Consider the following 21,626-nt stretch of genomic DNA (forward strand, 5'->3'; position numbering starts at 1 on the left):
GTTCTTATGCTTTGGGCCTGTGTCTTGCTGCCGCAACTGGCGCTGGACGGCGTCATGCGTCGTCACGGCAACCCCGATGAACCGCTGGCGCTGATCAGCGGCAGCGCTCAACGTCGCGTGTTGCAGAGCGTCAATCCGGCTGCGCGTGCGTTGGGTCTGAAAGCCGGGCAGTCGCTGACCGCAGCACAGGCGCTGGTGCCGAACTTCACCACGATCGAGCATGACCCGGCCGATATCGAGCATTTGCAGCAACTGCTCGCGGCCTGGGCCTACGGTTTCAGTTCCAATGTCAGCCTCAAGTACCCGAGGGTGCTGCTGATGGAAATCGAATCCAGCCTCAAGCTGTTCGGCCCCTGGCCGGTGTTCGAGGCGCGTTTGCGTGAAGAGCTGACCACGCAGGGTTTTCGCCATCGCATCGTGGTCGCGCCCAACCCGATAGCCGCGCGAATGCTGGCCAACATGCATGACGGGCTGAGCATCGACTGTCCGCATGAATTGCGTCGCCGTCTGGAGCAGATGCCACTGGAACGCATCGGGCTGAGCCGCGAAACCGCTACCGCCCTGACACGCATGGGGCTGCGTAGTGTGCGGCAGGTGCTGGCGCTGCCCCGCGATACGCTGGCACGGCGGTTTCCGGCCAGCGTGCTGCAGCACCTCGACACCTTGCTCGGCGAGCGCCCCGTGGCGCTGGAGTGCTACACGCCGCCGGACTTTTTCGATGTACGCATCGAGCTGAATTTCGATGTCGAGTCCCATCAGGCCCTGTTGTTTCCGCTCAAGCGGCTGATCGCCGATCTGGTCTTGTTCCTGGCCGGACGCGACAGCGGTGTGCAGCGATTTTCCCTGCACCTCGAGCATGTGCCAGGGCCGGAAACCGTCGTGCCGGAGACTGTCGTACCAGTCGGGCTGCTGAGCGCCGAGCGCGATGCGTCGATGCTCTTCGAGCTGGCACGCGGCAGGCTGGAGCAGGTGCTGGTCGCGTCGCCGGTACGTGCCGTGCGCCTGCTGGCGCGAGACTTGCCGGATTTCGTCCCGGCGCACCGTCAGTTGTTCGATGAGCGCGTGCAGCAGACCTTGCCCTGGGAGCAACTGCGCGAGCGCCTGCGAGCGCGTCTGGGTGACGAGTCGGTCAATGGCTTGCGCGCCCAGGCCGACTATCGTCCCGAATGTGCCTGGCAAGCGCACAGCAGCAGCAAACCGGTCCTGCCTGCCAGAGGCTTCACGCGTCCGGGCTGGCTGCTGCGCGAGCCTCAGCCACTGCCGGTACAGGCGACCCGCATAGTGGCCGGGCCCGAGCGAATCGAATCCGGGTGGTGGGACGGCGGCGATGTGCGCCGCGACTATTACCTGGTCGAAACCGCCAGTGGCCAACGCGCCTGGGCGTATCGCGCGGTTGGCGAGCAGGGTGAACTGCTGCTGCATGGCTGGTTCGCATGACCAGCGAATACGCCGAGCTGCATTGCCTGTCCAACTTCAGCTTTCAGCGGGGTGCCTCGAGCGCACGCGAACTGTTTGAACGGGCGGTGCGCCATGGCTACAAGGCGCTGGCAATCACCGATGAGTGCACCCTGGCCGGCATCGTACGCGCCTGGCAGGCGTCAAAAAGCACCGGTCTGCCGTTGATCGTCGGCAGCGAAATGCACATCGAAAACGGCCCGAAAGTCGTCTTGCTGGTGGAAAACCAGGCAGGCTATGAGGCGCTGTGCACACTGATCACGGTCGCGCGCCGCAGGGCCAAAAAAGGTGAATACCGCGTGTTGCGCGAAGACTTCGAGCCTGCGCCGGACGGGTTGCTGGCCCTCTGGCTGCCGGACCTCGACGGGGATGCTCAAGCCTGTCTGGCGGGCGGACGCTGGTTGCGTGAGCGATTTACCGAGCGCCTGTGGTTGGGTGTCGGGCTGCTCCGTGGCCCGGATGACGAGCAGCGGCTGGCCGACCTGCTGGCGTTGGCGCAATCGCTGGGTATTCCGGCAGTGGCCAGTGGCGATGTGCACATGCATGCGCGTGGCCGGCGTGCCCTGCAGGACACCATGACTGCCATCCGCCACCACACCACAGTGGCCGAGGCAGGTCATCTGCTGTTTGCCAATGGCGAGCGCCATTTGCGGCCACTGGATGCGCTCAGCGAGCATTACCCGGACTGGCTGCTCGCCGAGTCGGTGCGTATTGCCCGGCGCTGCACGTTCGACCTGGGCGATTTGAAATACGAATACCCGCATGAGCTGGTCCCCAAGGGCCAGACCTCTACGTCCTGGCTACGTGAACTGACCGAGCGCGGTGTTCGCAGGCGCTGGCCGGGCGGGCTGACACCGGCCACCCGTGCGCAGGTCGAGAAGGAACTGGCGCTGATCGCGGAAAAGAAGTTCGACAGCTATTTTCTGACCGTGCATGACATCGTCGAGTTTGCCCGCAGCCAGCACATCCTTTGTCAGGGACGCGGCTCGGCGGCCAACTCGGCAGTGTGTTATGCGCTGGGGATCACCGAACTGAACCCGGAACAGAGCAACCTGCTGTTCGAGCGCTTCATCTCCAGAGAGCGCAACGAGCCACCGGACATCGACGTGGATTTCGAGCATGACCGCCGCGAAGAAGTCATTCAGTACATCTTTCGGCGCTATGGCCGGGGCAGGGCCGCGCTGACGGCCGTAGCCAGCACTTATCACGGTTCCGGCGCGATGCGTGACGTGGCCAAGGTGCTGGGCTTGCCGCCAGACCAGATCAATGCCCTGGCCGAAGCCTTCAGCCGCTGGAGCGATTCATTGCCGTCGCCTGAACGCTTGCGCGAATACGGCTTCGATGCCGACACGCCGATCCTCAAGCGCGTGCTGGCGCTGACCGGCGAACTGATCGGTTTTCCCCGGCACCTGTCGCAACACCCGGGGGGATTCGTGATTTCCGAACACCCGCTTGAAACGCTAGTGCCGGTCGAGAACGCCGCAATGGCCGACCGCACCATCATCCAGTGGGACAAGGACGACCTGGATCTGGTCGGCCTGCTGAAAGTCGACATTCTTGCACTGGGCATGCTCAGTGCCTTGCGCCGCACGTTCGATCTGGTGCATTTGCACCGTGGCCAACGATGGACCCTGGCAAGTCTTCCGGGCGACGACCGGAAAACCTACGAAATGATCAGCCGGGCCGACACCGTTGGCGTGTTCCAGATCGAGTCGCGTGCGCAGATGGCCATGCTGCCGCGCCTCAGACCGGAAAAATTCTACGACCTGGTCATCGAAGTCGCCATCGTCCGGCCAGGGCCGATCCAGGGCGATATGGTTCACCCGTACCTGCGGCGGCGCAATGGCGAAGAGGCGGTCACCTATCCGCCCAAGCTTGAATCCGTATTCAAGCGCACCCTGGGTGTGCCGCTGTTCCAGGAGCAGGTCATGGAAGTGGCCATTCTGGCCGCCGACTACACGCCGGGCGAAGCGGACGAGTTGCGTCGCGCGATGGCCGCGTGGAAACGTCACGGCGGCCTCGAGCCGCATCGCGAACGGCTGCGCACGGGCATGCTGAAAAACGGCTATGAAGCGGACTTTGCCGACCGGATCTTCGAACAGATCAAGGGCTTTGGCAGTTATGGTTTTCCCGAATCCCATGCCGCCAGTTTCGCCTTGCTGACCTACGCCAGTTGCTGGCTCAAGTGCCATGAACCGGCAGCGTTCACCTGCGCACTGATCAACAGCTGGCCGATGGGGTTCTATAGCCCGGATCAGCTGTTGCAGGACGCACGCCGCCATCACATTGAAATTCGCCCGGTGGATGTGCGTTACAGCGACTGGGATTGCTCGCTGGAGCCGCTCGATCATCCTGACCGCACGCGTAATCTGGCGATTCGTCTCGGGCTGCGCATGGTCCGCAGCTTTCGTGAAGACGATGCCTTGCGCATCGAAGCCGCGCGCGCGAAACGCCCGTTTGTCGATGCCACGGACCTGACGTTGCGCGCCGAGCTTGACTCGCGCGCCGCCGAAGCCCTGGCGGATTCCGGTGCCTTGCGCGGTCTGATCGGCCATCGGCACCGGGCGCGCTGGGAAGTGGCCGGAGTTGAGGCCCAGCGCCCGCTGTTCGACGACCTGCCCAGCGAAGAAACCCAGGTGATCTTGCCACTGCCGACCGTGGCCGAAGACCTGGTGGCCGACTACACAACGCTGGGCACCACCCTGGGCCCACACCCGCTGGCCTTGCTGCGTCGGCAACTGGCTGCCAAGCGCTTTCGCAGCTCACAAGACTTGTTAAGCCTGGAAAACGATCGGACCCTCAGCGTGGTGGGGCTGGTCATTGGTCGTCAACGACCGGGCACTGCGAGTGGCGTAACCTTCGTCACCCTTGAAGATGAGTTCGGCATGGTCAACGTGGTGGTCTGGCGCGACCTGGCCGAGCGTCAGCGCAAGGTGCTGGTGGGCTCGCAATTGCTGCAGGTGTTCGGGCGACTGGAATCGAAAAGCGGGGTGCGGCACCTGATTGCCCAGCGCCTGTATGACCTGACGCCGTTGCTCACCGGGCTGGATGTGCGCAGCCGGGATTTCCAGTAATCGGGCCTGTAATTTGCAGTATCAACCGGTACATCCTGCCACCGAGAAGCCCAGTATGTACAAAGACTATCCAGCCGCTTACCAGGTCAGCAAAGGCGCGGCGCTGCAAGTCGACATTGCCTTTTATGAGCGCATCCGCACGAATGCGCAGCAACGCACCCTCGTCGAACAGTTCGAAGTACCGATTCGTACCGGGCGGGCCTGGAAGGTCAAGGCCGGTCAGGTGTTTCGGGTCACCACACCGTCGGGCCCGCAAGTCGGCGATTTCAATGTCTGGAACGCCAACGACCCCCGCGAGCGCCTGTGGGCTGCGCGCACGCGGCAGTTGCAGGGTGCGCATGTCAGCACCCATGACCGGTTGTGGTCGAACCTGCCGTTTTTGCGGCCAATGGTAACCATCACCGATGACAGTCTGGCCAGTTACGGAACCGACGAGCACGGCGGCCGCCTGCATGACCTGCTCGGCACGCGTTGTGATCCCTACGTCAACAAGATGCTGACCGGCGAAGACTTTCACCATCACTGCCATTCCAACCTGACCCGCGCAGTGCTGCCGCACGGGCTGACCGAGTTCGATGTGCACGATGTGCTGAACATCTTTCAGTGCACCGGTCTGAACCATGACGACCTTTATTTCATGAAAGCCTGCCCCGCGCAGAAGGGCGACTATCTGGAGTTTTTCGCGGAAATCGACCTGCTGTGCGCCTTGTCGACCTGTCCGGGTGGCGACCTGTCACTGCCGATGTGGGGGCCTGATGCGCAGGACCCGTTGAGCGTCTGCCGGCCGCTGGGCATCGAGATCTATGACCTCGACGCGTCGCTGCTGGACGGCTGGCAGTCTCCCGAGCGCGCGGCCTATAACGGCCTGCACGGTCTGCAAATCGCCAAGGCTGATTGGGAGCGATAACTGCTCAGGCCGCGCGCGCCATTCTGCGCAGCCCCCAGACCATCACCGCCCCCATTCCGAGCATGGCCAGTAGCAGTGCCGGGTAAGCCACCCACCAGTGCAGCGGGGCGGTCATCATGCTGAACTCCGACATGCCGCCGATCCCGGCAATCAGGTTCAACGGCAGAAACACCACATTGATCAAGGTCAGTTTGCGCAGCAGGGTGTTGGTGCTGTTATTGACCAGATTGCCACGCGCATCCATCAGACCGGCAAACACCGTGGAATAGATCTCCGCCTGTTTGTAGCACTGGTCGTTCTCGATGATCATGTCGTCGATCAGCGCCAGGCTGTCGGCGGCGTATTGCCTGCCTTGCGCATGATTGCGCAGACGCGTCAGGACCGCACCGTTGCTGTGGATGGCGTTGATGTAATACACCAGACTTTCGCTGAGGTTGAACATCTGCAGCAAATGGCGGTTTTCCAGGGAAGAGTTGAATTTCTGCTGCAATTCCCGGGCGACCATCTTGATGACTTTCAAGTGACCCAGATAGTGATGAATGTTGTTGAACAGCAGTTCCAGAAGGATATCCAGCGGCTGGTTCAACGGGCGGTGAGCCCCCAGCGCGCTCAAGGGTTGCTCGTCATCACAGATCAGCACCAGTTGGTCCCGGCTCAGCAGCACGCCAAAGGACGAAACGTCGAACGAGAAGCTGTCCTTGCCCGAATAGTTCTCGGGACGTTTCCAGATGACGAACAACGCATCAGGGTGAAACTCGATGCGCGAAATTTCGTCCGGGTCGAGTGCCGAGGCAACGGCGTGCTCATCAAGGTGGAATCGCTCCAGCAATAATCTGCGTTCCCCTGCATCAGGTTTGCTGAACCACAGCACCTGGGCCTTTTGCGGATCACATGCCAGCAACTGGTTGTTGTCGAGTTTCAGGCCCTGAATCATCGTTTCACCATGCCTGACCGAGGCGCTTGAGCTCCAGACGGCGGACGAACTCTTCCAGCACCAGGCTGTACAGATCATCCTGCAGATAAGCGTCTTCGATGCCGGCATCCAGGTTCGGGTTGTCGTTGACCTCGATCACCACCACTTGATCGCCTGACTGTTTCAAGTCCACGCCATACAAGCCGTCACCAATCAGGTTGGCGGTCTTGAGCGCCAGTTCGACCACGGCGCGCGGCGCTTCGTGTACCGCCAGCGTGCGGCATTCGCCAATCACCTCGGCACCGATCGCCTTGTGGTTGTAGATCTGCCAATGCCCCTTGGACATGAAGTACTGGCAGGCGAATATCGGTTTGCGATTGAGAATGCCAATACGCCAGTCGTACTCGGTGTAGAAAAACTCCTGAGCCAGCAGCAATACCGAGTGCTCGAACAACTGGTTCGTTGCCGTATGCATTTCCTCGGGCGTGCTGACCTTGATCACACCTCTGGAAAAGCAGCCATCGGGAATCTTCAATACTAGCGGGAAGCCCAGGCGTGTGGCCACGTGCTGCAGTTCTTCCGGGCGGTCCTTGTAAAGGATTTCCGTTCGCGGCATGCCCAGATCATGGCTTTTGAGCAGGTCGGTCAGGTACACCTTGTTGGTGCAGCGCAGGATCGAGGTAGAGTCGTCCATGACCACCAGCCCCTCGCTTTCGGCCTTCTTGGCAAAGCGATAGGTGTGGTTGTCGACGCTGGTGGTTTCGCGAATCAGCAGCGCGTCGTACTCGGCCAGCCGGGCGTAGTCTTTCTTTTCGATCAGCTCGACATCGATGCCCAGGCGCTGACCGACGCGGATGAAATTGGCCAGCGCCTCAGGGTTGGACGGCGGCAGCTGTTCCTGTGGGTCATGCAGAATCGCCAGGTCGTAGCGGGCCATGCGCCGGGAACTGGGCTGGCGCCAGACGTTGCGGCTGAAGCCTTCCAGCGCCGTGGCGAACTCATCCTGCTGATCTTCGCGCAAACGCGGCAGAGCGCCGGCCTTGATACCCGCAATATGCCAATTGTCGCGCTTGCGAAACTCCACCATCAGGATCGGGCAGGGGAAGACTTCAAACAACTGACGGGCAAGATCCTTCAACGGCTCAAGTGTGGTCTGGCCGAAGTACAGTGTCAGGGTAAACCCTTCAGTGTCGTCATACGGATGATCCTCAAGTGCGGTTTCCAGCAACTTGTCCAGGTCATCGAGGGCCAGGCCGTAGAGTGACTTGCGGGTCAACTCGCTGATGGTCTTTACCGAGGGAATGACATTGTGCTGGCGCGCTTCGGCCAGCAGGGAACAGTAATAACCGTGGCCCAGGTATTTGTAGCTGCGGCACAGGTTGATGACTTGCACACGCCTGCCTGCCGTGGCTTTCAGCGGTTTTTCCAGGTAGTCCTGGGCGCTGATCAGGTCTTCGCTGGGAAAGTACGATGCCCAGTCTTCGAGACGTTCGACAATAATCACCAGTTGCCTCTGCGCTGCAAAGAGTGTTGTGGGGTCTGCACGTCGGGTTGTTGCTGAAAGCGCAAGTTGCGCAGATACTTCGTTCATCTTCACCTGTGCCGCTGACATGTGTAATCGATCCGATGGGAAACAAGTCCTTTCTATTAAGCATGTGCTTTTTGAAATGTCCCGTTTCGTTACACAACTTTTACGGCGGTGCAGATGGACTTTATATTTCGAGATGCAGTTGAAACCGATGTCGACGACTTGCTGCTTTTGGAGAACCAGTGTTTTGACGGCGACCGTCTGACCGCGCGCAGCTTCCACTGGATGATCCGCCGCGCCAATGCCAGCCTGATCGTCGCCGAGCAGGCCGGACAGCTCACCGGCTATGCGCTGGTGCTGTTTCATCGGGGCACCTCATTGGGGCGCTTGTATTCGCTGGCGATTGCCGATGCAGCGCGGGGCAAGGGACTGGGCAGACAGTTGTTGCAACGTGCCGAGCAGCAGGCCGTGGGCCGCGACTGCGCTTACCTGCGCCTTGAGGTGCGCCCCGATAACGGCGCTGCCATCGCGCTTTACGAGCGCAGCGGTTATCGGCGTTTCGCCCAGGTCGACGACTATTACCAGGACCATGCCCCGGCCTTGCGCTACGAAAAACGCATCGTTGAACACGCCAGGCTGGACAGTCGCTCAGTGCCTTACTACCAGCAGACCCTGGAGTTCACCTGTGGCCCGGCCTGTCTGCTGATGGCCATGAAAGCCCTGCAACCTGCGCGCTCGATGGGCCGTGGCGAAGAATTGCAGATCTGGCGCGAGGCGACCACGGTGTTCATGACCTCCGGCCACGGCGGTTGCAGCCCTCAGGGGCTTGCGCTGGCGGCTCTTCAACGGGGCTTCGCGGTGAAGCTGCTGGTATCGGTTTCGGGCCCGTTGTTTCTGGGCGGTGTGCGCAGTGACAACAAGAAACAGGTGATTCGCCTGGTTCACGAGCAATTCTGTGATGCGCTGCAAACCGCAGGAGTGCAGACACTGCCCAATCGCTCGTTGAACCTGCCAGGCCTGCTGGCCGACGGTGGCAAGCCTCTGGTGCTGATCAGCAGTTACCGCCTGACCCGTTCCAAGGCACCGCACTGGGTGATGGTTACCGATTGCGATAGCGATTTTGTCTACCTGCACGATCCCGATATTGATCACAGCCTGCATCGGCAGGCCATCGACTGCCAGCATATGCCGGTAAGCCATGCCGACTTCAATCGCATGAGTTGTTTCGGTGCCGATAAACTTCGGGCGGCAGTGATTGTGTTTGCCGCGCCTGTGGATGATCATGCGTGCGCTTCAGCAGACCGGCCACAGGATTCCCTACCGTGATTAAGTTCGTGCTCAAGGCTTTTTGCGTACTGGCCATCGCTGCAAGCCTGTCGGCCTGCATCAGTGCGCCGATCTCGCTGACCGCGAAAACCGCCGCGCAGCTGCAGCAACAGCCACCGGTTCGATTTCTGCTGACCTTTGACGATGGTCCGAGTGCTTCGACGTTCTACAACCCCAGCATCACCGTGCTCGACAGCCTGGCCGACAATCCGCTGCAGCCAGGCATCAAGGCGGTGTTCTTCGTGCAGACCGGCGCAACCGGTGCGGGTAACAGTGATCAGGGCCGGGCGATCATGCATCGTCAACATGAAGAGGGGCACCTGCTGGGCTTTCACACCGCAACGCCGCACCACACCAACCACCGTTCGCTGAGCGATGAGGAACTGGAGCAATCCCTGACCCAGGGCTGCGCGATCATTGCCTCGATCACCGGAGTGCCGACCACCTTGCTGCGTCCGCCGTTCTGGAACTACGACAAACGCACGTTCAGCGCCTATCAGCGCCGCCATCTGCAGGTACTGCTCACTGACCTGAGTGCCAATGACGGCAAGATCTGGGGCTATAACTTCAGCCTGCGCCGCCGTTCCAACATGGTCAGCCAGCTCTCGCAGGTGCGCGAGCGCATTGCCGCCGGCGAGCTGCCTGCGGTGGATGGCGTGATTCCGGTGGTGGTGACCTTCCATGACCTGAACCGCTACACCGCGCGGCATGCGCGGGAGTACCTGCAGATTCTGGTCGACAGTGCCGGGCAGACCGGCGTGCGGCTCGCCGACAAGCCGTTCTATGACGACAGCGCGCAGTTGCAGCGCGCGGCACTGGTCCGCACGGTCAAGGCGGCGGGCGAGCCTGTCAGCTTGCCCGGTGCGTGGAGCTGGATCTGGGACCACAACGCGCACTGACGACACGCACTGATCAGGCGTCAGACCAGGGTGTTCTTGCGCACATGACCGCCCTGAACAATCATCGCTAGGTGCTCGCCCTGACCGACCAGGCAACTGATATCGCTCAGCGGGTCGCCATCCACCACCAGCAGATCGGCTATCGCACCGGCGGCGATGCAGCCCAGTTCGCCTTCACGCTGAAGGATCTGCGCCGCCACACTTGTCGCACTGCGCAGCGCTGCCAGATTACCCAGCAGTTCTGCGCGAATCTTCAATTCATGAGTCTGGTACTCATGCATTTCCCCCAGCAAATCCGAACCATAGCCCATCGGAACGCCCGCTTCGGCGAACAGTAACAGGGCATTGCGCCCGGCCTGGCGCACATCCTCGATCTTCGCGACCGAGTCAGCCGGCAGCCCAAAGCGTTCGCCATATTCGGCGAGCATTTCGTAAGTGACCTGGGTAGGTACCGCAAATGCGCCTTTCTCAGCCATCAGCCGCGCGGTGTCGGCATCGACCAGATTGCCATGTTCGATGGTCCTGACGCCGCATTCGATGGCACGGCGAATCGCCCGAGCGGTGTAGGCGTGGGCCATGACGTAGGTGTTAGCGGCTGCGGCCTCATCGACGATGGCGCGAATTTCAGCTTCGCTGTATTGGGTGTTGGCAATCGGGTCGGTTGGCGAGGACACACCGCCCGAGGCCATGATCTTGATCTGGTTGGCGCCTTGCTGCAGCTCTTCGCGTACTGCCAGACGCACGTTGTCGACGCCATCCACCACGCGGGCGATGGCCCCGGCGCGGAAGCAGCAGGAGCAGGGCTCGTTGAGCAGCAGTTCGCCACGTGCGCGCATGTCGCCATGGCCACCGGTCTGCGACAGTGCCTTGCCCGATGCGAAGATGCGCGGGCCGGGAATCAGCCCCATCTGAATCGAACGGGCCAACGCCCAGTCAGCACCCCCGGCATCGCGCACGGTGGTAAAACCACGGTCGAGCATCGCCGCCAGAATCGGCAAGGCGCGGTACATGATGATTGCGTTGGGTTGCAGGGCGTTCATGCCCAGGTTGGCGTTGGAAGCCAGCACGTGCACATGGCAGTCGATCAGGCCGGGCATCAGTGTTCTGCCACCCAGATCGATGACCTGAGCGCCCGCCGGGGCCGGTTCACCCTCGGCGCGCACCGCGACAATGCGCTCACCCTCAATCACGACCTCCTGGCCTGAAATCAATTGTCCTTGTTGCACGTCCAGCAGGCGGCCGTTGCGCAGGATCAGGTGTGTGGCTTCAGTGGTACTCATTGGTAAGCTCCAGACAAGGGTTGGTGTGCCGCGGGCGCACGGTCGTGATAAAGCAGTGCGCCAATACCGCTGACGATGGCGGCGAACATGATGTAGAAGGCCGGCGCCAGGTTGCTGCCGGTCGAGGCAATCAGCCAGGTGATGGTGAAGGTGGCAAAACCGCCGAAGATCGTGACGGCGAAGTTGTAGGCCACCGAAAGCCCGGTGGACAGCACGTGGGTTGGCAGCAATTCACCGAAGGCTGCGAGGATCGAGCCGATGTAACCGGAAATCAGCAGACCGAGCACCAGCTCGAAGATCAACAGTGAAAACAGCCCCGGCATCTGGTTGATGAACAGAAACATCGGGTAGGCGCTGAGGAAGATGGCAATGGCAGAGCCCAGCAGCCAGGGGCGATGCCCGCTGCGGTCGGCCATAGCGCCGACAATCGGTGTGGCGACGATCAGTACCGCGCCGCCCATCATGCCAGCGCTGAAGCCCATCCATGACGGCAGGCCGAGCACGCGCTGGGCGTAGGAGGGGATATAAAACAGGATGGCATAGGTGCAGACGGTCCACAGCACGACCAGCGAAAAGCTGATCAGGGTCTGTCGCGGGTAGGTCTTGATCACTTCGCGCAGTGGCGATTCGACCGGTTTTGCAGCCTTGTAGGCAGGTGTCTCGTCAACCCGGCTGCGAATATAGAAACCGACCGGTCCGATCAGCGTGCCGATCAGAAACGGCACCCTCCAGCCCCAGCTTTCGAGCTGTGCCTGGGTCAGGTAACTGGACAGCGCCGCGCCCAGCGCGGAACCCAGCAGCACCGCGACGCCGATGCTGGCCTGAATCCAGCTGGAATAGAAGGCTTTTTTGTCCTCAGGCGCATGCTCGGTCAGAAACGCCGTGGCGCTGCCCATCTCGCCACCGGCAGAGAACCCTTGCAGCAGGCGCGCCAGGACAATCAGCAGCGGTGCCAGATAGCCGATCTGCGCGAAGCCGGGGGTCAGCCCGATGATCAGCGTACCCAGCGCCATCAGCAGGATGGTCAGCGACAATGCCGCCTTGCGCCCGCGCTTGTCGCTGTAGATGCCCAGTACAATGCCGCCCACCGGACGCATGAAAAAGCCCACCCCGAAGGTCGCCAGCGCCAGCAGGTAAGACGTCAGTTCGCTGCCGGTGGGGAAGAACACCTTGGCGATGATCACCGAGAAGAAGCTGTAGACCGTGAAGTCAAACCATTCAAGGCCATTGCCGATCACCGTAGCGACCACCGCGCGGCGTGCCTTTTGTTCGTGGGTGCGTGAAGTAGGGGATTGCGGTTTGCTCACTGGATAGGCTCCTGCATGCGATACACGCAGGGAAGCCCCCTGCATAGGCTGCATTGGTTGAGGGGCAGGGTAGGTACGAGTGCGGCTGAGTCAGGTCTTTTTGCCCGTTTCAGTCGAGAGTAGGCGCTGGGCCGATTTTAAGAAAACGCTTATTACGCAGATTTGCATGCGCCAGACGCATGCAGGTTTCAGGGCGATGGTGCCAGGGTGGTTATTTCGTCTGCCAGCCATTTTTCGAAGGCGCGTGCCGCACGTCGAGGCGTCTTGCCGCTGGGTGTCAGCAGGTAATAGCCACCTACCGCGCCGACGCTCTTGCGGCAGGCGGGCACCAGCGCGCCGGACTGCACATGGCGGTCGATCATCGGCTGCCAGCCGAGCACGATGCCGTGCCCGGCGACCGCCAGATCGACCAGCACAGGATACAGATTGACAGTCATGCGCTTACGGATCAGCGAGGCATCGACACCCTGGCGGCCGAACCAGTCACCCCATGACAACCATTGACGCTGGCCGTCTTCGAGCATCAGCAGGCAATGATCCAGCAGTTGCGCGGGCTCCAGCAGGCGCCCGCCCAGATAATCGGGCGAGCAGTAGGCGTTGACCGATTCGGCGAACAGCAGACGGCCGTCGAGACCCGCCGGTGAGACTTCGCGCAGAAAATACAGCGCCAGATCAAATTCGGCGCGAATCAGCGAATCCAGCCCATCGACCACGCGCAGGCGGATATCCACGGCCGGGAAGGCGTCGCGATAACGTCCCAGCAAAGGCCCCAGCCACAAGGCTGCCACGCCGCTGGAGCATGCCAGAGTCAGTTGCTGATCGCCGCTGTGAGTGATCACCTGAGCGGTAGCCTCGGCGCACAGGGTCAGTACGCGCTGGATCTGTTCGGCATAAATCTGCCCGGCGACCGTCAAATGAATGCGCTTGTGTTCGCGACGAAACAGCGCGCGACCGAGAAATTCCTCTAGTTGCGCGACCTGACGGCTGATCGCGCTTTGGGTCAGGTTCAGTTCGGTGGCGGCACGCGTGAAGCTGCCATGCCGGACGGCAGCTTCGAAAGCGATCAGGTTCGGCAGCGGCGGAAGGGGCTCGATACGCACAGTTGCTCCTGTTGCGGGCAGGTTTTACAAAGGGTCGGGAAACGGCGTCGACAGCAGCCAGTCCCTGAACACACACAGCGATGGCAGGTTCTGAAAACGCGTGGCGTAAGCCAGGTAATAATTGCGTCCGCTGTCCAGAGGCTCGAACAGGGTGACCAGTTCGCCGCTGTGGATTTCGTCCTGCACCAGAATGCGCGGGACCAGTGCGATACCGATGCCGGCCGCGACGGCCTGGATCAGGTGCGAGGTCAGTTCGAAGCTCGGACCGGGGCGCATGATGTGGTGGTCCAGGCGATTACTGTCGAACCAGTCCGACCAGGCATTGGGCCGCGACACCACGCTCAGCAACGCATGCTGGGCCACCTGTGCCGGGGTCATCGACTGGTAGCCGGCAAGGGCAGCCGGGCTGGCAATGACCACCAGTTTTTCACTGACCAGCGGATGAGCGATGTAACCGGGCCAGTTGCCGTTGCCGGCACAGATGATCGCGTTCATTTCGCTGGCGGCGGGCGTCAGGTCGGCATGCACGATGCGTGAATGGATGTGCACCACATAGCCCGGATGCCGGGTGTAAAAGTCATTCATCCGTGGCAGCAGCCACTTCGAGCCGAAGGTCGGCAGCACGGCCAGATGCAGCGTGCCGCCTTCGGCCTTGTGCGCGATGGTTTGCAGGGTTGCACTGCGGATGCGGCCCAGTGCGGCAGCCAGCTCATGCTGATACAGCGCGCCTGCGGTGGTCAGCTCGATGCGTCTGCCATCACGCTTGAACAGTTCGACTTCCAGTTGCGCCTCCAGCGCCTGCACCTGCCGGCTGACGGCGCTCTGGGTCAGGGCCAGTTCGTCTGCGGCCTTGGTGAAGCTGCCATGCCGCGCAGCCGCCTCGAAGGCGAGCAGCAGCGACATGGAGGGCGTCAGTCTTCGGGTGTTCATTCATAAAACTCATGGAAAAACGGCAGGTTTTACGTTTGCACTGAAGCATGACACGCCGGAGAATCACGCTAACCGTTGATAACACCATGCATTCGAGCGTTTCAAAGCATACGTGCTTTGCATATAAAACGCCTAGCCAGGAAGACCACCATGATTGCGCTGTTGAAACCGACTTCCGAGCAGGTCGGTCACTATGACCGTTTCCTCAATGCCTTGGCGGAGGCCGGCTTTCGAGGCGAAATCGCCCGTGACCACGGTTCGCGCACAGTGCTGGCCACTGACAATTCCATCTACCAGCGCCTACCACAGGCTGCCGTGTTCCCGATGGACAGCCATGACGTCGCAATCGTCGCCCGTCTGGCGGCGCGGCCCGAGCACCAACAGGTGGTGTTGACCCCGCGTGGCGGCGGCACCGGGACCAACGGACAGTCGCTGACCGACGGTGTGGTGGTCGACCTGTCGCGGCACATGAACGCTATTCTCGAGATCAACGTCGAGGAACGTTGGGTGCGCGTGCAGACCGGTGTGGTCAAGGACCAGCTCAATGCCGCGCTCAAGCCGCACGGGCTGTTTTTCGCACCGGAACTGTCGACCTCCAACCGCGCCACGATTGGCGGAATGATCAACACCGATGCCAGCGGGCAGGGCAGTTGCACCTACGGCAAGACCCGTGACCACGTCCTTGAACTGTCCACGGTGTTGCTGGGCGGTTCGTACGTCAACAGCCATGCATTGGCTGCCGAGCAACTGGCCAGCGAACAGGCACGTATCGACCGCGCAGGTGACGTTTATCGCTGCGCGCAGCAGATTGCCGATACGCAGGCCCAATTGATCAAGGATGTCTTTCCACCGCTTAACCGCTGCCTGACTGGCTACGATCTGGCGCACCTGCGCGAGGAAGACGGGCGTTTCAACCTCAACAGCGTACTCTGCGGTTCTGAAGGCTCGCTGGGTTTTATCGTCGAGGCTCGACTCAACGTCCTGCCGATCCCCAAACATTCGATTCTGGTCAACGTTCGCTATGCCGGTTTCATGGACGCCCTGCGGGACGCCAAGGCCTTGATGGCGCACAAGCCGCTGTCCATCGAAACCGTGGACTCCAAGGTGCTGATGCTGGCCATGCAGGATATCGTCTGGCATGGCGTCGCCGAGTATTTCCCCCAGGACCCTGCGACGCCGACGCTGGGCATCAACCTGATCGAATTCAGCGGCGATGAATTGAGCGAGGTGGAACAGCGCGTTCATGCGTTCGTTGCGCATTTGCAGACTGACACGTCGGTGGTGCGCCTGGGCCATACGCTGGCGGCTGGCAGCGCTGCGGTGAACCGCGTCTACACCATGCGCAAGCGCTCGGTGGGGCTGCTTGGCAACGTCAAGGGTGAAGCCAGGCCGCAGCCGTTTGTCGAAGACACTGCCGTGCCGCCGGAAAATCTCGCCGACTACATTCAGGAGTTCCGTGCGCTGCTGGACAGCTACGGGCTGCAATACGGCATGTTTGGCCATGTGGATGCCGGCGTGCTGCACGTGCGACCGATTCTGGACATGAAGGACCCTGCGCAGGCGGCGCTGATTCGGCCAATCTCCGACGCCGTCGCCGCGTTGACAAAACGCTACGGCGGGCTGCTCTGGGGCGAGCATGGCAAGGGCCTGCGTTCGCAATACGTGCCTGAATATTTCGGCGAGTTGTATCCCGCGTTGCAGGCTCTCAAGGCCGCCTGCGACCCCTTCAACCAGCTCAACCCTGGCAAGATCGCCACGCCTGCCACAGTGCCGGAATCGCGCCTGACGCTGGTGGATGAAGTGATGTTGCGCGGTGATCTGGATCGCACGATCGATGAACGGGTCTGGCAAAGCTACGACAGCGCATTGCACTGCAATGGCAATGGCGCCTGTTACAACTATGACACCGACGACGCCATGTGTCCGTCGTGGAAAGCCACCCGTGACCGCATTCACTCGCCCAAGGGCCGCGCTTCGCTGGTCAGGGAATGGCTGCGCCTGCAAGGCGAGCAGGATGTCAATGTCCTCACCGCCAGCGCCAGGGCGCGCAGTGCCAATGTGCTGAAAAGCCTTGCCGAGCGAACCGTCAACAGCGTCGCCAGGGTGGCGGGGCAGAAGGATTTCTCCCACGAAGTCTACGACGCCATGGCCGGTTGCCTGGCCTGCAAGTCCTGCGCGGGGCAGTGCCCGGTGAAGGTCAACGTGCCCGAATTCCGTTCGCGTTTTCTCGAGCTGTACCACAGCCGTTACCTGCGCCCGATCAAGGATTACCTGATTGGCTCGCTGGAGTTCAGCATCCCGCACCTGGCGCGCTTTCCGAAGCTGTACAACGCAATCATGGGCGCGAAGCCAGTGCGTTACCTGCTTGAGCATGCAGCCGGCATGGTCGATAGCCCGTTATTGAGCCTGACCGACTTCCGCGCGGCCTGCGCTCGCTGGAATGTGGGCATCGCCACGCCGCAGCGTCTGGCCGCGTTGAGCGAGCAGGAGCGCAAGCGCACGGTGGTGCTGGTTCAGGATGCATTCACCCGATATTTCGAGACCCCGCTGGCGGCAGACTGGCTGGAGCTGATTTCGCGCCTCGGTTATCAGGTCTACCTCGCACCCTTTGCACCCAATGGCAAGCCGCTGCAGGTGCAGGGTTTTCTGCAGGCGTTCGAGAAGGCTGCCGCTTTCAACAGTCAGTCGCTGGGCAAGCTGGCCGGGTACGGCATCCCGCTGATCGGTCTGGACCCGGCCATGACCCTGGTTTATCGCCAGGAGTACAGCAAGACGCTGGGCAGCGAGAATGTACCCGAGGTCATGCTGCCGCAGGAGTGGCTGGCGTCCACGGTTGAGGAAGGTCGTGATGCTGGGTCGGCAGAGACCTACTACTTCCTGCCGCATTGCACTGAAAAGACCAACGAGCCCGCCAGTGTCGGTCTCTGGCAGAAGGTCTTTGCCCGCGCAGGGCTCAAGCTGGAGGTGCTGGCCAGCGGTTGCTGCGGCATGTCCGGCACCTATGGGCATGAAACCCGAAACGCGAAAACCAGCGACACCATTTACCGTCAGTCCTGGCAGCCGCTGGTGGCCAGGCATGGTGCTGAAGGTCGACTGGTCGCCGATGGCTACTCATGCCGCAGCCAGGTCAAACGCCAGGATGGCAAAGTGGTGAAGCATCCCTTGCAAGTACTGCTGGAACGGGTGAGGGCGCTATAGAGAGGACGCGGAGCGTCCAGAACGGCATGACAACGCGGAGCGTCGCACGATAGTGGTATTTTCCAGCGTGGGAATGCCTTGCGTGACGCTGCGCGTCACAGATCTGTGCCGCGCCGCTCAATCAGAACTTAAACCAGGTACTTGTTGAACCACCCCAATGTACGGTCCCAGGCCAGTTTGGCCGCTGCTTCGTCGTAACGTGGCGTGGAGTCGTTGTGGAAACCGTGATTGGCGCCCGGATAAATGTACGTTTCGTACGTCTTGCCCGCCGCTTTCAAGGCTTTTTCATAGGCTGGCCAGCCTTCGTTGATACGAGTATCCAGTTCGCCGTAGTGAATCATCACCGGCGCCTTGATCTTCACCACGTCTTCGGCATTGGGTTGACGCCCGTAGAACGACACCGCAGCGCCCAGCTCCGGATACGCGACCGCCGCGGCATTGGCCACACCGCCCCCGTAGCAGAAACCGGTGATGCCGACCTTGCCGGTGGTCGCGTCATGCTTCATCAGCCACTCGATGGCGGCAAAGAAGTCGTTCATGAGCTTTTCCGGATTGACCGTCTGCTGCAGTTCACGACCCTTGTCATCGTTGCCCGGATAGCCGCCGACCGAGGACAGCCCGTCAGGCGCCAGCGCAATGAAACCGGCTTTGGCAACGCGGCGCGCCACGTCTTCGATGTACGGGTTCAAGCCGCGATTCTCATGTGCGACAACCACTGCCGGTACTTTTTCGGCCGCTTTGGCCGGACGTACCAGATAGCCGCGAACCTGACCATGCCCCTTGGGCGAAGGGTAGGAGACATACTCGGCAATAATGTCCGGGTCGGTAAATTCCACCTGTTCGGCCAGCGCGTAGTTGGGGCTCAACGAGGCAAGCAGCGCGCTGGCGGTGAGGCCGCCAAAGGTGAACAGCGCTGCACGATCGAGAAACTCGCGCCGGTTGATCCTGCCGTGTGCGTAGTAGTCATAAAGCTCAAGCAGTTCAGGCGCAAAGTCTTTTGCAGTAAGACGTTCCATCGGTATGCTTCCTTCCGAATCATTCAGGGCGGCCTGCATCTTGGCGGGCTGACGAGCAATACATGATCAATACAATATCCGCTCCCGATAGTATTTCCGGTGAATCAGGATCGCTACTGTAAAACGACGAAAAACCGCCATCCGTTGCCAGTGGCTGCAAACGCACAACAGGTTGTCGGTCGCTGCCTGCGGTCAGCGGCATGCGAAAAAGTCAGGCTTCGGATTGCACTACCGGTGCTCGATGAGGTCCATGCTCACTCCTGCAGCATGTCACGGGGTTCGGGCGCTGCAGACCAACATATTATCCAGTCGCTGTATAACGCGGCGTCGGTTCAGCCCCACAATACATCATGATCTCACCTACGCTGATGGTCATATTCCACCTGCATTTCGAGATGACGTGATGATGAGCCTTCCGGCGGAAGACCGCACCCAGCTGTTCAAGGACACGGCTACCCAGTTCTGGAAACACATCACCCCGATCGTTTATGTCGCTCTGGGCATTCACTGTGTGTTGCTGACGGTGTTCCTGGGGCTGGGCATGAAGATCATGTGGATCGCGAACATCGTCAGCACGCTGGTTTACGTCAGCTGCATCTACCTGATCCGCAGGGGGCGGCATCGCCAAGCCGGACAACTGATGTCCCTGGAGATCATTGGCCATGCCGTGCTCGCGACGTGGCAACTGGGCTGGGAAAGCAACTTCAGCTTTTACATATTCTGCGTGATTCCCGTCATTGCCTTCACCTTCCAACTGAACGTCGTCAGGCGAATTGTCTACAGCGTTGCGATCTTGATGTCGCTAGTGGGCTGCTTCGCCTTTCGTCGATACACGGGGCAGGGGACCGGTCTGAGCCAGAACGTGCTCGATGCGTTCGGTATCGTCAACGTACTCACAGCGACCACTCTGTCGATTTACGCCACTGCATTGTCGGTGCGTTTCACCTCGTCGATGCAACTGAGCCTGTTTCATATCGCCAACCGCGACAGCCTGACCAATCTCTACACGCGCAGACGAGTACTGCATCGGATACGCGAACTGGAAGCCAGGCGGCAGGGGCTGTCGGCTTCGTTGATCCTGCTGGACATCGATCATTTCAAACAGATCAATGATATCCACGGGCATGAAACCGGCGATGTGGTTCTGCAACGGGTTGCCGAGATCATCGGTTCAAGCGTGCGCAGCAGCGATATGGCGGCGCGCTGGGGCGGCGAGGAGTTTCTGGTGCTCATGCCGGACACCACGCCCGAAGACGCGCTGCGCGCGGCCGAACGTATCTGGCGGCGTATCGCCGAAGAGGCCGGGCGGATCAATGAGCGCATCATTGCCGTCAGCGCTACAGTCGCGGTGGCGACTATTGCCACAGGCGAGGCGTTCCAGCTGGCCCTCAATCGTGCCGACACGTCGCTGTACATGGGCAAACAGCAGGGCCGGAACCGGGTAATGATCGCCGGATGAGCTGCTTGCTCACGCCAGACGCTACCAGCGTGTAGACTTTCGCGCTTTGAACCGGGGAGCACAGCGTCGTGCTTCCTCATCGGCGATGTATCGATCAAGGCATGCTTATGGATTTGCGTCAGCTCGAAGCCTTCGCGGCGGTCATGTCGGCAGGCAGTGTCACGGCGGCAGGGAAAATGCTCGGCCGGTCTCAGCCCTCGGTCACCCGGGCCATCCAGGAACTCGAGCAGGAACTGGGCTTTGCGTTGTTCGAACGCAGCGGGCCGAAGGTCACGCCTACCCACAAGGCGTTCATGATGTATGGCGAAGTGGAAAGCGCGCTGCTGGGGGTGCGCAACATCCGCCAGCGTGCGCAGCACATTGCCCAGGAGGAGAACCACCAGATCAAGCTGGTGGCGATCTCGGCCCTGGCAGCCGGTCTGCTGCCTGCGGCCTTGTCGCGCCTGCCCGAGCATCTGCGTCCGCAACAGATTCAGCTGCAGAGCATGTCTCCGGAGAACGTGGTTCATGCTGTCCTGTCGAAAACCATGGACCTGGGAGCGGTCAGCCTGCCCCTGGAGCATCGCGGTCTGGAAATCCACTGGATCGGCGAGGCGCCTTGTGTGGCGGTATTGCCCGCCGATTCGGCGCTGGCCGCTCATGAGGTGCTGTCGATGGAGCTGCTGCGTCAGCAAACGTTGATCACCATGGCCAACCCGTATCGCTTTCGTCGACGCATCGACAAGGCGTTTCAGGAGGCGGGTGGTCAGCCGCCGCGCATGCTGGACACCAATACGTCGTTGATTGCCATGCAGATGGCCAGGGTCGGGCTGGGCATTGCGCTGGTCGATCCGTTCACAGCGATGGGCGTGCCGGTGCAAGGCGTGGTCGTCAGACCGATCGCCTGCAACATTCCGTTTTTCTTCGGGCTGATTTCAGCCTTCGCCAGCCCGTTGTCGGATGTGGCGAGCGCGATGATCGATGAAATTGCCGACAGCGCAAAAATCCTCTTACCGGAAATGATCATGCACGAAGCCAGCGCGCATGATGCCCTGTTACAGAGCATATATGCCGAGTGAGAGGAAAATACGGGTTGCATTCAGGCCCTTGCTGCGGGAACGCCTGTCATTAAACGCGCAAGACTGAAAATCGGCGCAGCGCGTCCGTCAACATTCTTCGTAACGCTTCGTTTCATGGTACGCAAAGCGCTCTTACATTCCATTTGGGAATATAAATATGCTTTTTTGCGCGTTGC

The 21,626-nt window shown here is 61.0% G+C and carries 15 protein-coding genes; 8 read left to right on the forward strand and 7 right to left on the reverse strand.

What is annotated here, in order from left to right; translation table 11 throughout:
* Positions 1-6: 6 nt before the first annotated feature.
* Genes JOE39_RS06500 through JOE39_RS06510 form a run of 3 tightly spaced genes read left to right on the forward strand, consistent with a single transcriptional unit; the run spans position 7 to position 5,436 of the window.
* On the forward strand, positions 7-1,437 hold the full coding sequence (locus tag JOE39_RS06500) for a DNA polymerase Y family protein (protein ID WP_029573439.1): 1,431 nt from the start codon (positions 7-9) through the stop codon (positions 1,435-1,437).
* Positions 1,434-4,529, forward strand: coding sequence for an error-prone DNA polymerase (locus JOE39_RS06505; RefSeq protein ID WP_210077668.1), 3,096 nt, complete (start codon positions 1,434-1,436; stop codon positions 4,527-4,529). The genes JOE39_RS06500 and JOE39_RS06505 overlap by 4 nt, the downstream gene beginning before the upstream one ends.
* 55 nt (positions 4,530-4,584) lie before the next feature.
* Positions 4,585-5,436 carry a DUF1989 domain-containing protein gene (locus JOE39_RS06510; RefSeq protein WP_057445434.1) on the forward strand — a complete coding sequence of 284 codons (852 nt, stop codon included), beginning with the start codon at positions 4,585-4,587 and terminating at the stop codon, positions 5,434-5,436.
* 4 nt (positions 5,437-5,440) lie between these two features.
* Here the strand turns inward: JOE39_RS06510 and JOE39_RS06515 are convergent, their stop codons facing one another.
* Positions 5,441-6,370, reverse strand: coding sequence for a magnesium transporter CorA family protein (locus tag JOE39_RS06515; RefSeq protein ID WP_003410363.1), 930 nt, complete (start codon positions 6,368-6,370; stop codon positions 5,441-5,443).
* A 4-nt stretch (positions 6,371-6,374) separates the two neighbouring features.
* On the reverse strand, positions 6,375-7,961 hold the full coding sequence (locus JOE39_RS06520) for a RimK family alpha-L-glutamate ligase (protein WP_017279433.1): 1,587 nt from the start codon (positions 7,959-7,961) through the stop codon (positions 6,375-6,377).
* 93 nt (positions 7,962-8,054) lie between these two features.
* Between JOE39_RS06520 and JOE39_RS06525 the strand changes: the two genes are divergently transcribed.
* Both JOE39_RS06525 and JOE39_RS06530 read left to right on the forward strand, forming a co-directional pair.
* A complete protein-coding gene (locus JOE39_RS06525; RefSeq protein ID WP_017279432.1) occupies positions 8,055-9,203 on the forward strand; it encodes a GNAT family N-acetyltransferase/peptidase C39 family protein in 1,149 nt (382 codons plus the stop codon).
* A complete protein-coding gene (locus tag JOE39_RS06530; RefSeq protein WP_003395541.1) occupies positions 9,200-10,102 on the forward strand; it encodes a polysaccharide deacetylase family protein in 903 nt (300 codons plus the stop codon). The genes JOE39_RS06525 and JOE39_RS06530 overlap by 4 nt, the downstream gene beginning before the upstream one ends.
* 20 nt (positions 10,103-10,122) lie before the next feature.
* On the opposite strand, the gene JOE39_RS06535 is transcribed toward JOE39_RS06530, so the two are convergent.
* The 4 genes from JOE39_RS06535 to JOE39_RS06550 all read right to left on the reverse strand — a co-directional run bounded on the left by JOE39_RS06535 (position 10,123) and on the right by JOE39_RS06550 (position 14,719).
* Positions 10,123-11,382, reverse strand: coding sequence for an amidohydrolase family protein (locus tag JOE39_RS06535; RefSeq protein WP_016568113.1), 1,260 nt, complete (start codon positions 11,380-11,382; stop codon positions 10,123-10,125).
* Complete coding sequence (locus JOE39_RS06540; protein ID WP_032661678.1) at positions 11,379-12,689, reverse strand: MFS transporter; 1,311 nt, start codon at positions 12,687-12,689, stop codon at positions 11,379-11,381. The genes JOE39_RS06535 and JOE39_RS06540 overlap by 4 nt, the downstream gene beginning before the upstream one ends.
* A 188-nt stretch (positions 12,690-12,877) precedes the next feature.
* Entirely contained in the window at positions 12,878-13,789 is a 912-nt protein-coding gene (locus tag JOE39_RS06545) for a LysR substrate-binding domain-containing protein (protein ID WP_017279787.1), read from the reverse strand.
* Between the two features lie 24 nt (positions 13,790-13,813).
* Positions 13,814-14,719, reverse strand: coding sequence for a LysR substrate-binding domain-containing protein (locus JOE39_RS06550; protein WP_003395531.1), 906 nt, complete (start codon positions 14,717-14,719; stop codon positions 13,814-13,816).
* A gap of 150 nt (positions 14,720-14,869) precedes the next feature.
* Between JOE39_RS06550 and JOE39_RS06555 the strand changes: the two genes are divergently transcribed.
* Complete coding sequence (locus tag JOE39_RS06555) at positions 14,870-17,917, forward strand: FAD-binding and (Fe-S)-binding domain-containing protein (protein ID WP_003395529.1); 3,048 nt, start codon at positions 14,870-14,872, stop codon at positions 17,915-17,917.
* A 128-nt stretch (positions 17,918-18,045) separates the two neighbouring features.
* On the opposite strand, the gene yghX is transcribed toward JOE39_RS06555, so the two are convergent.
* Entirely contained in the window at positions 18,046-18,933 is an 888-nt protein-coding gene (yghX, locus tag JOE39_RS06560; protein WP_003346726.1) for a YghX family hydrolase, read from the reverse strand.
* Between the two features lie 403 nt (positions 18,934-19,336).
* On the opposite strand from yghX, the gene JOE39_RS06565 reads away from it, so the two are divergent.
* On the forward strand, positions 19,337-20,392 hold the full coding sequence (locus JOE39_RS06565; protein ID WP_024665522.1) for a GGDEF domain-containing protein: 1,056 nt from the start codon (positions 19,337-19,339) through the stop codon (positions 20,390-20,392).
* 107 nt (positions 20,393-20,499) lie between these two features.
* Positions 20,500-21,450, forward strand: a complete 951-nt coding sequence (locus JOE39_RS06570) for a LysR family transcriptional regulator (RefSeq protein ID WP_003395521.1) — start codon at positions 20,500-20,502, stop codon at positions 21,448-21,450.
* The last annotated feature ends 176 nt before the right edge of the window (positions 21,451-21,626 follow it).

This window comes from Pseudomonas sp. PvP100 (assembly GCF_017833055.1).
In the GTDB taxonomy this organism is placed as follows: domain Bacteria; phylum Pseudomonadota; class Gammaproteobacteria; order Pseudomonadales; family Pseudomonadaceae; genus Aquipseudomonas; species Aquipseudomonas syringae.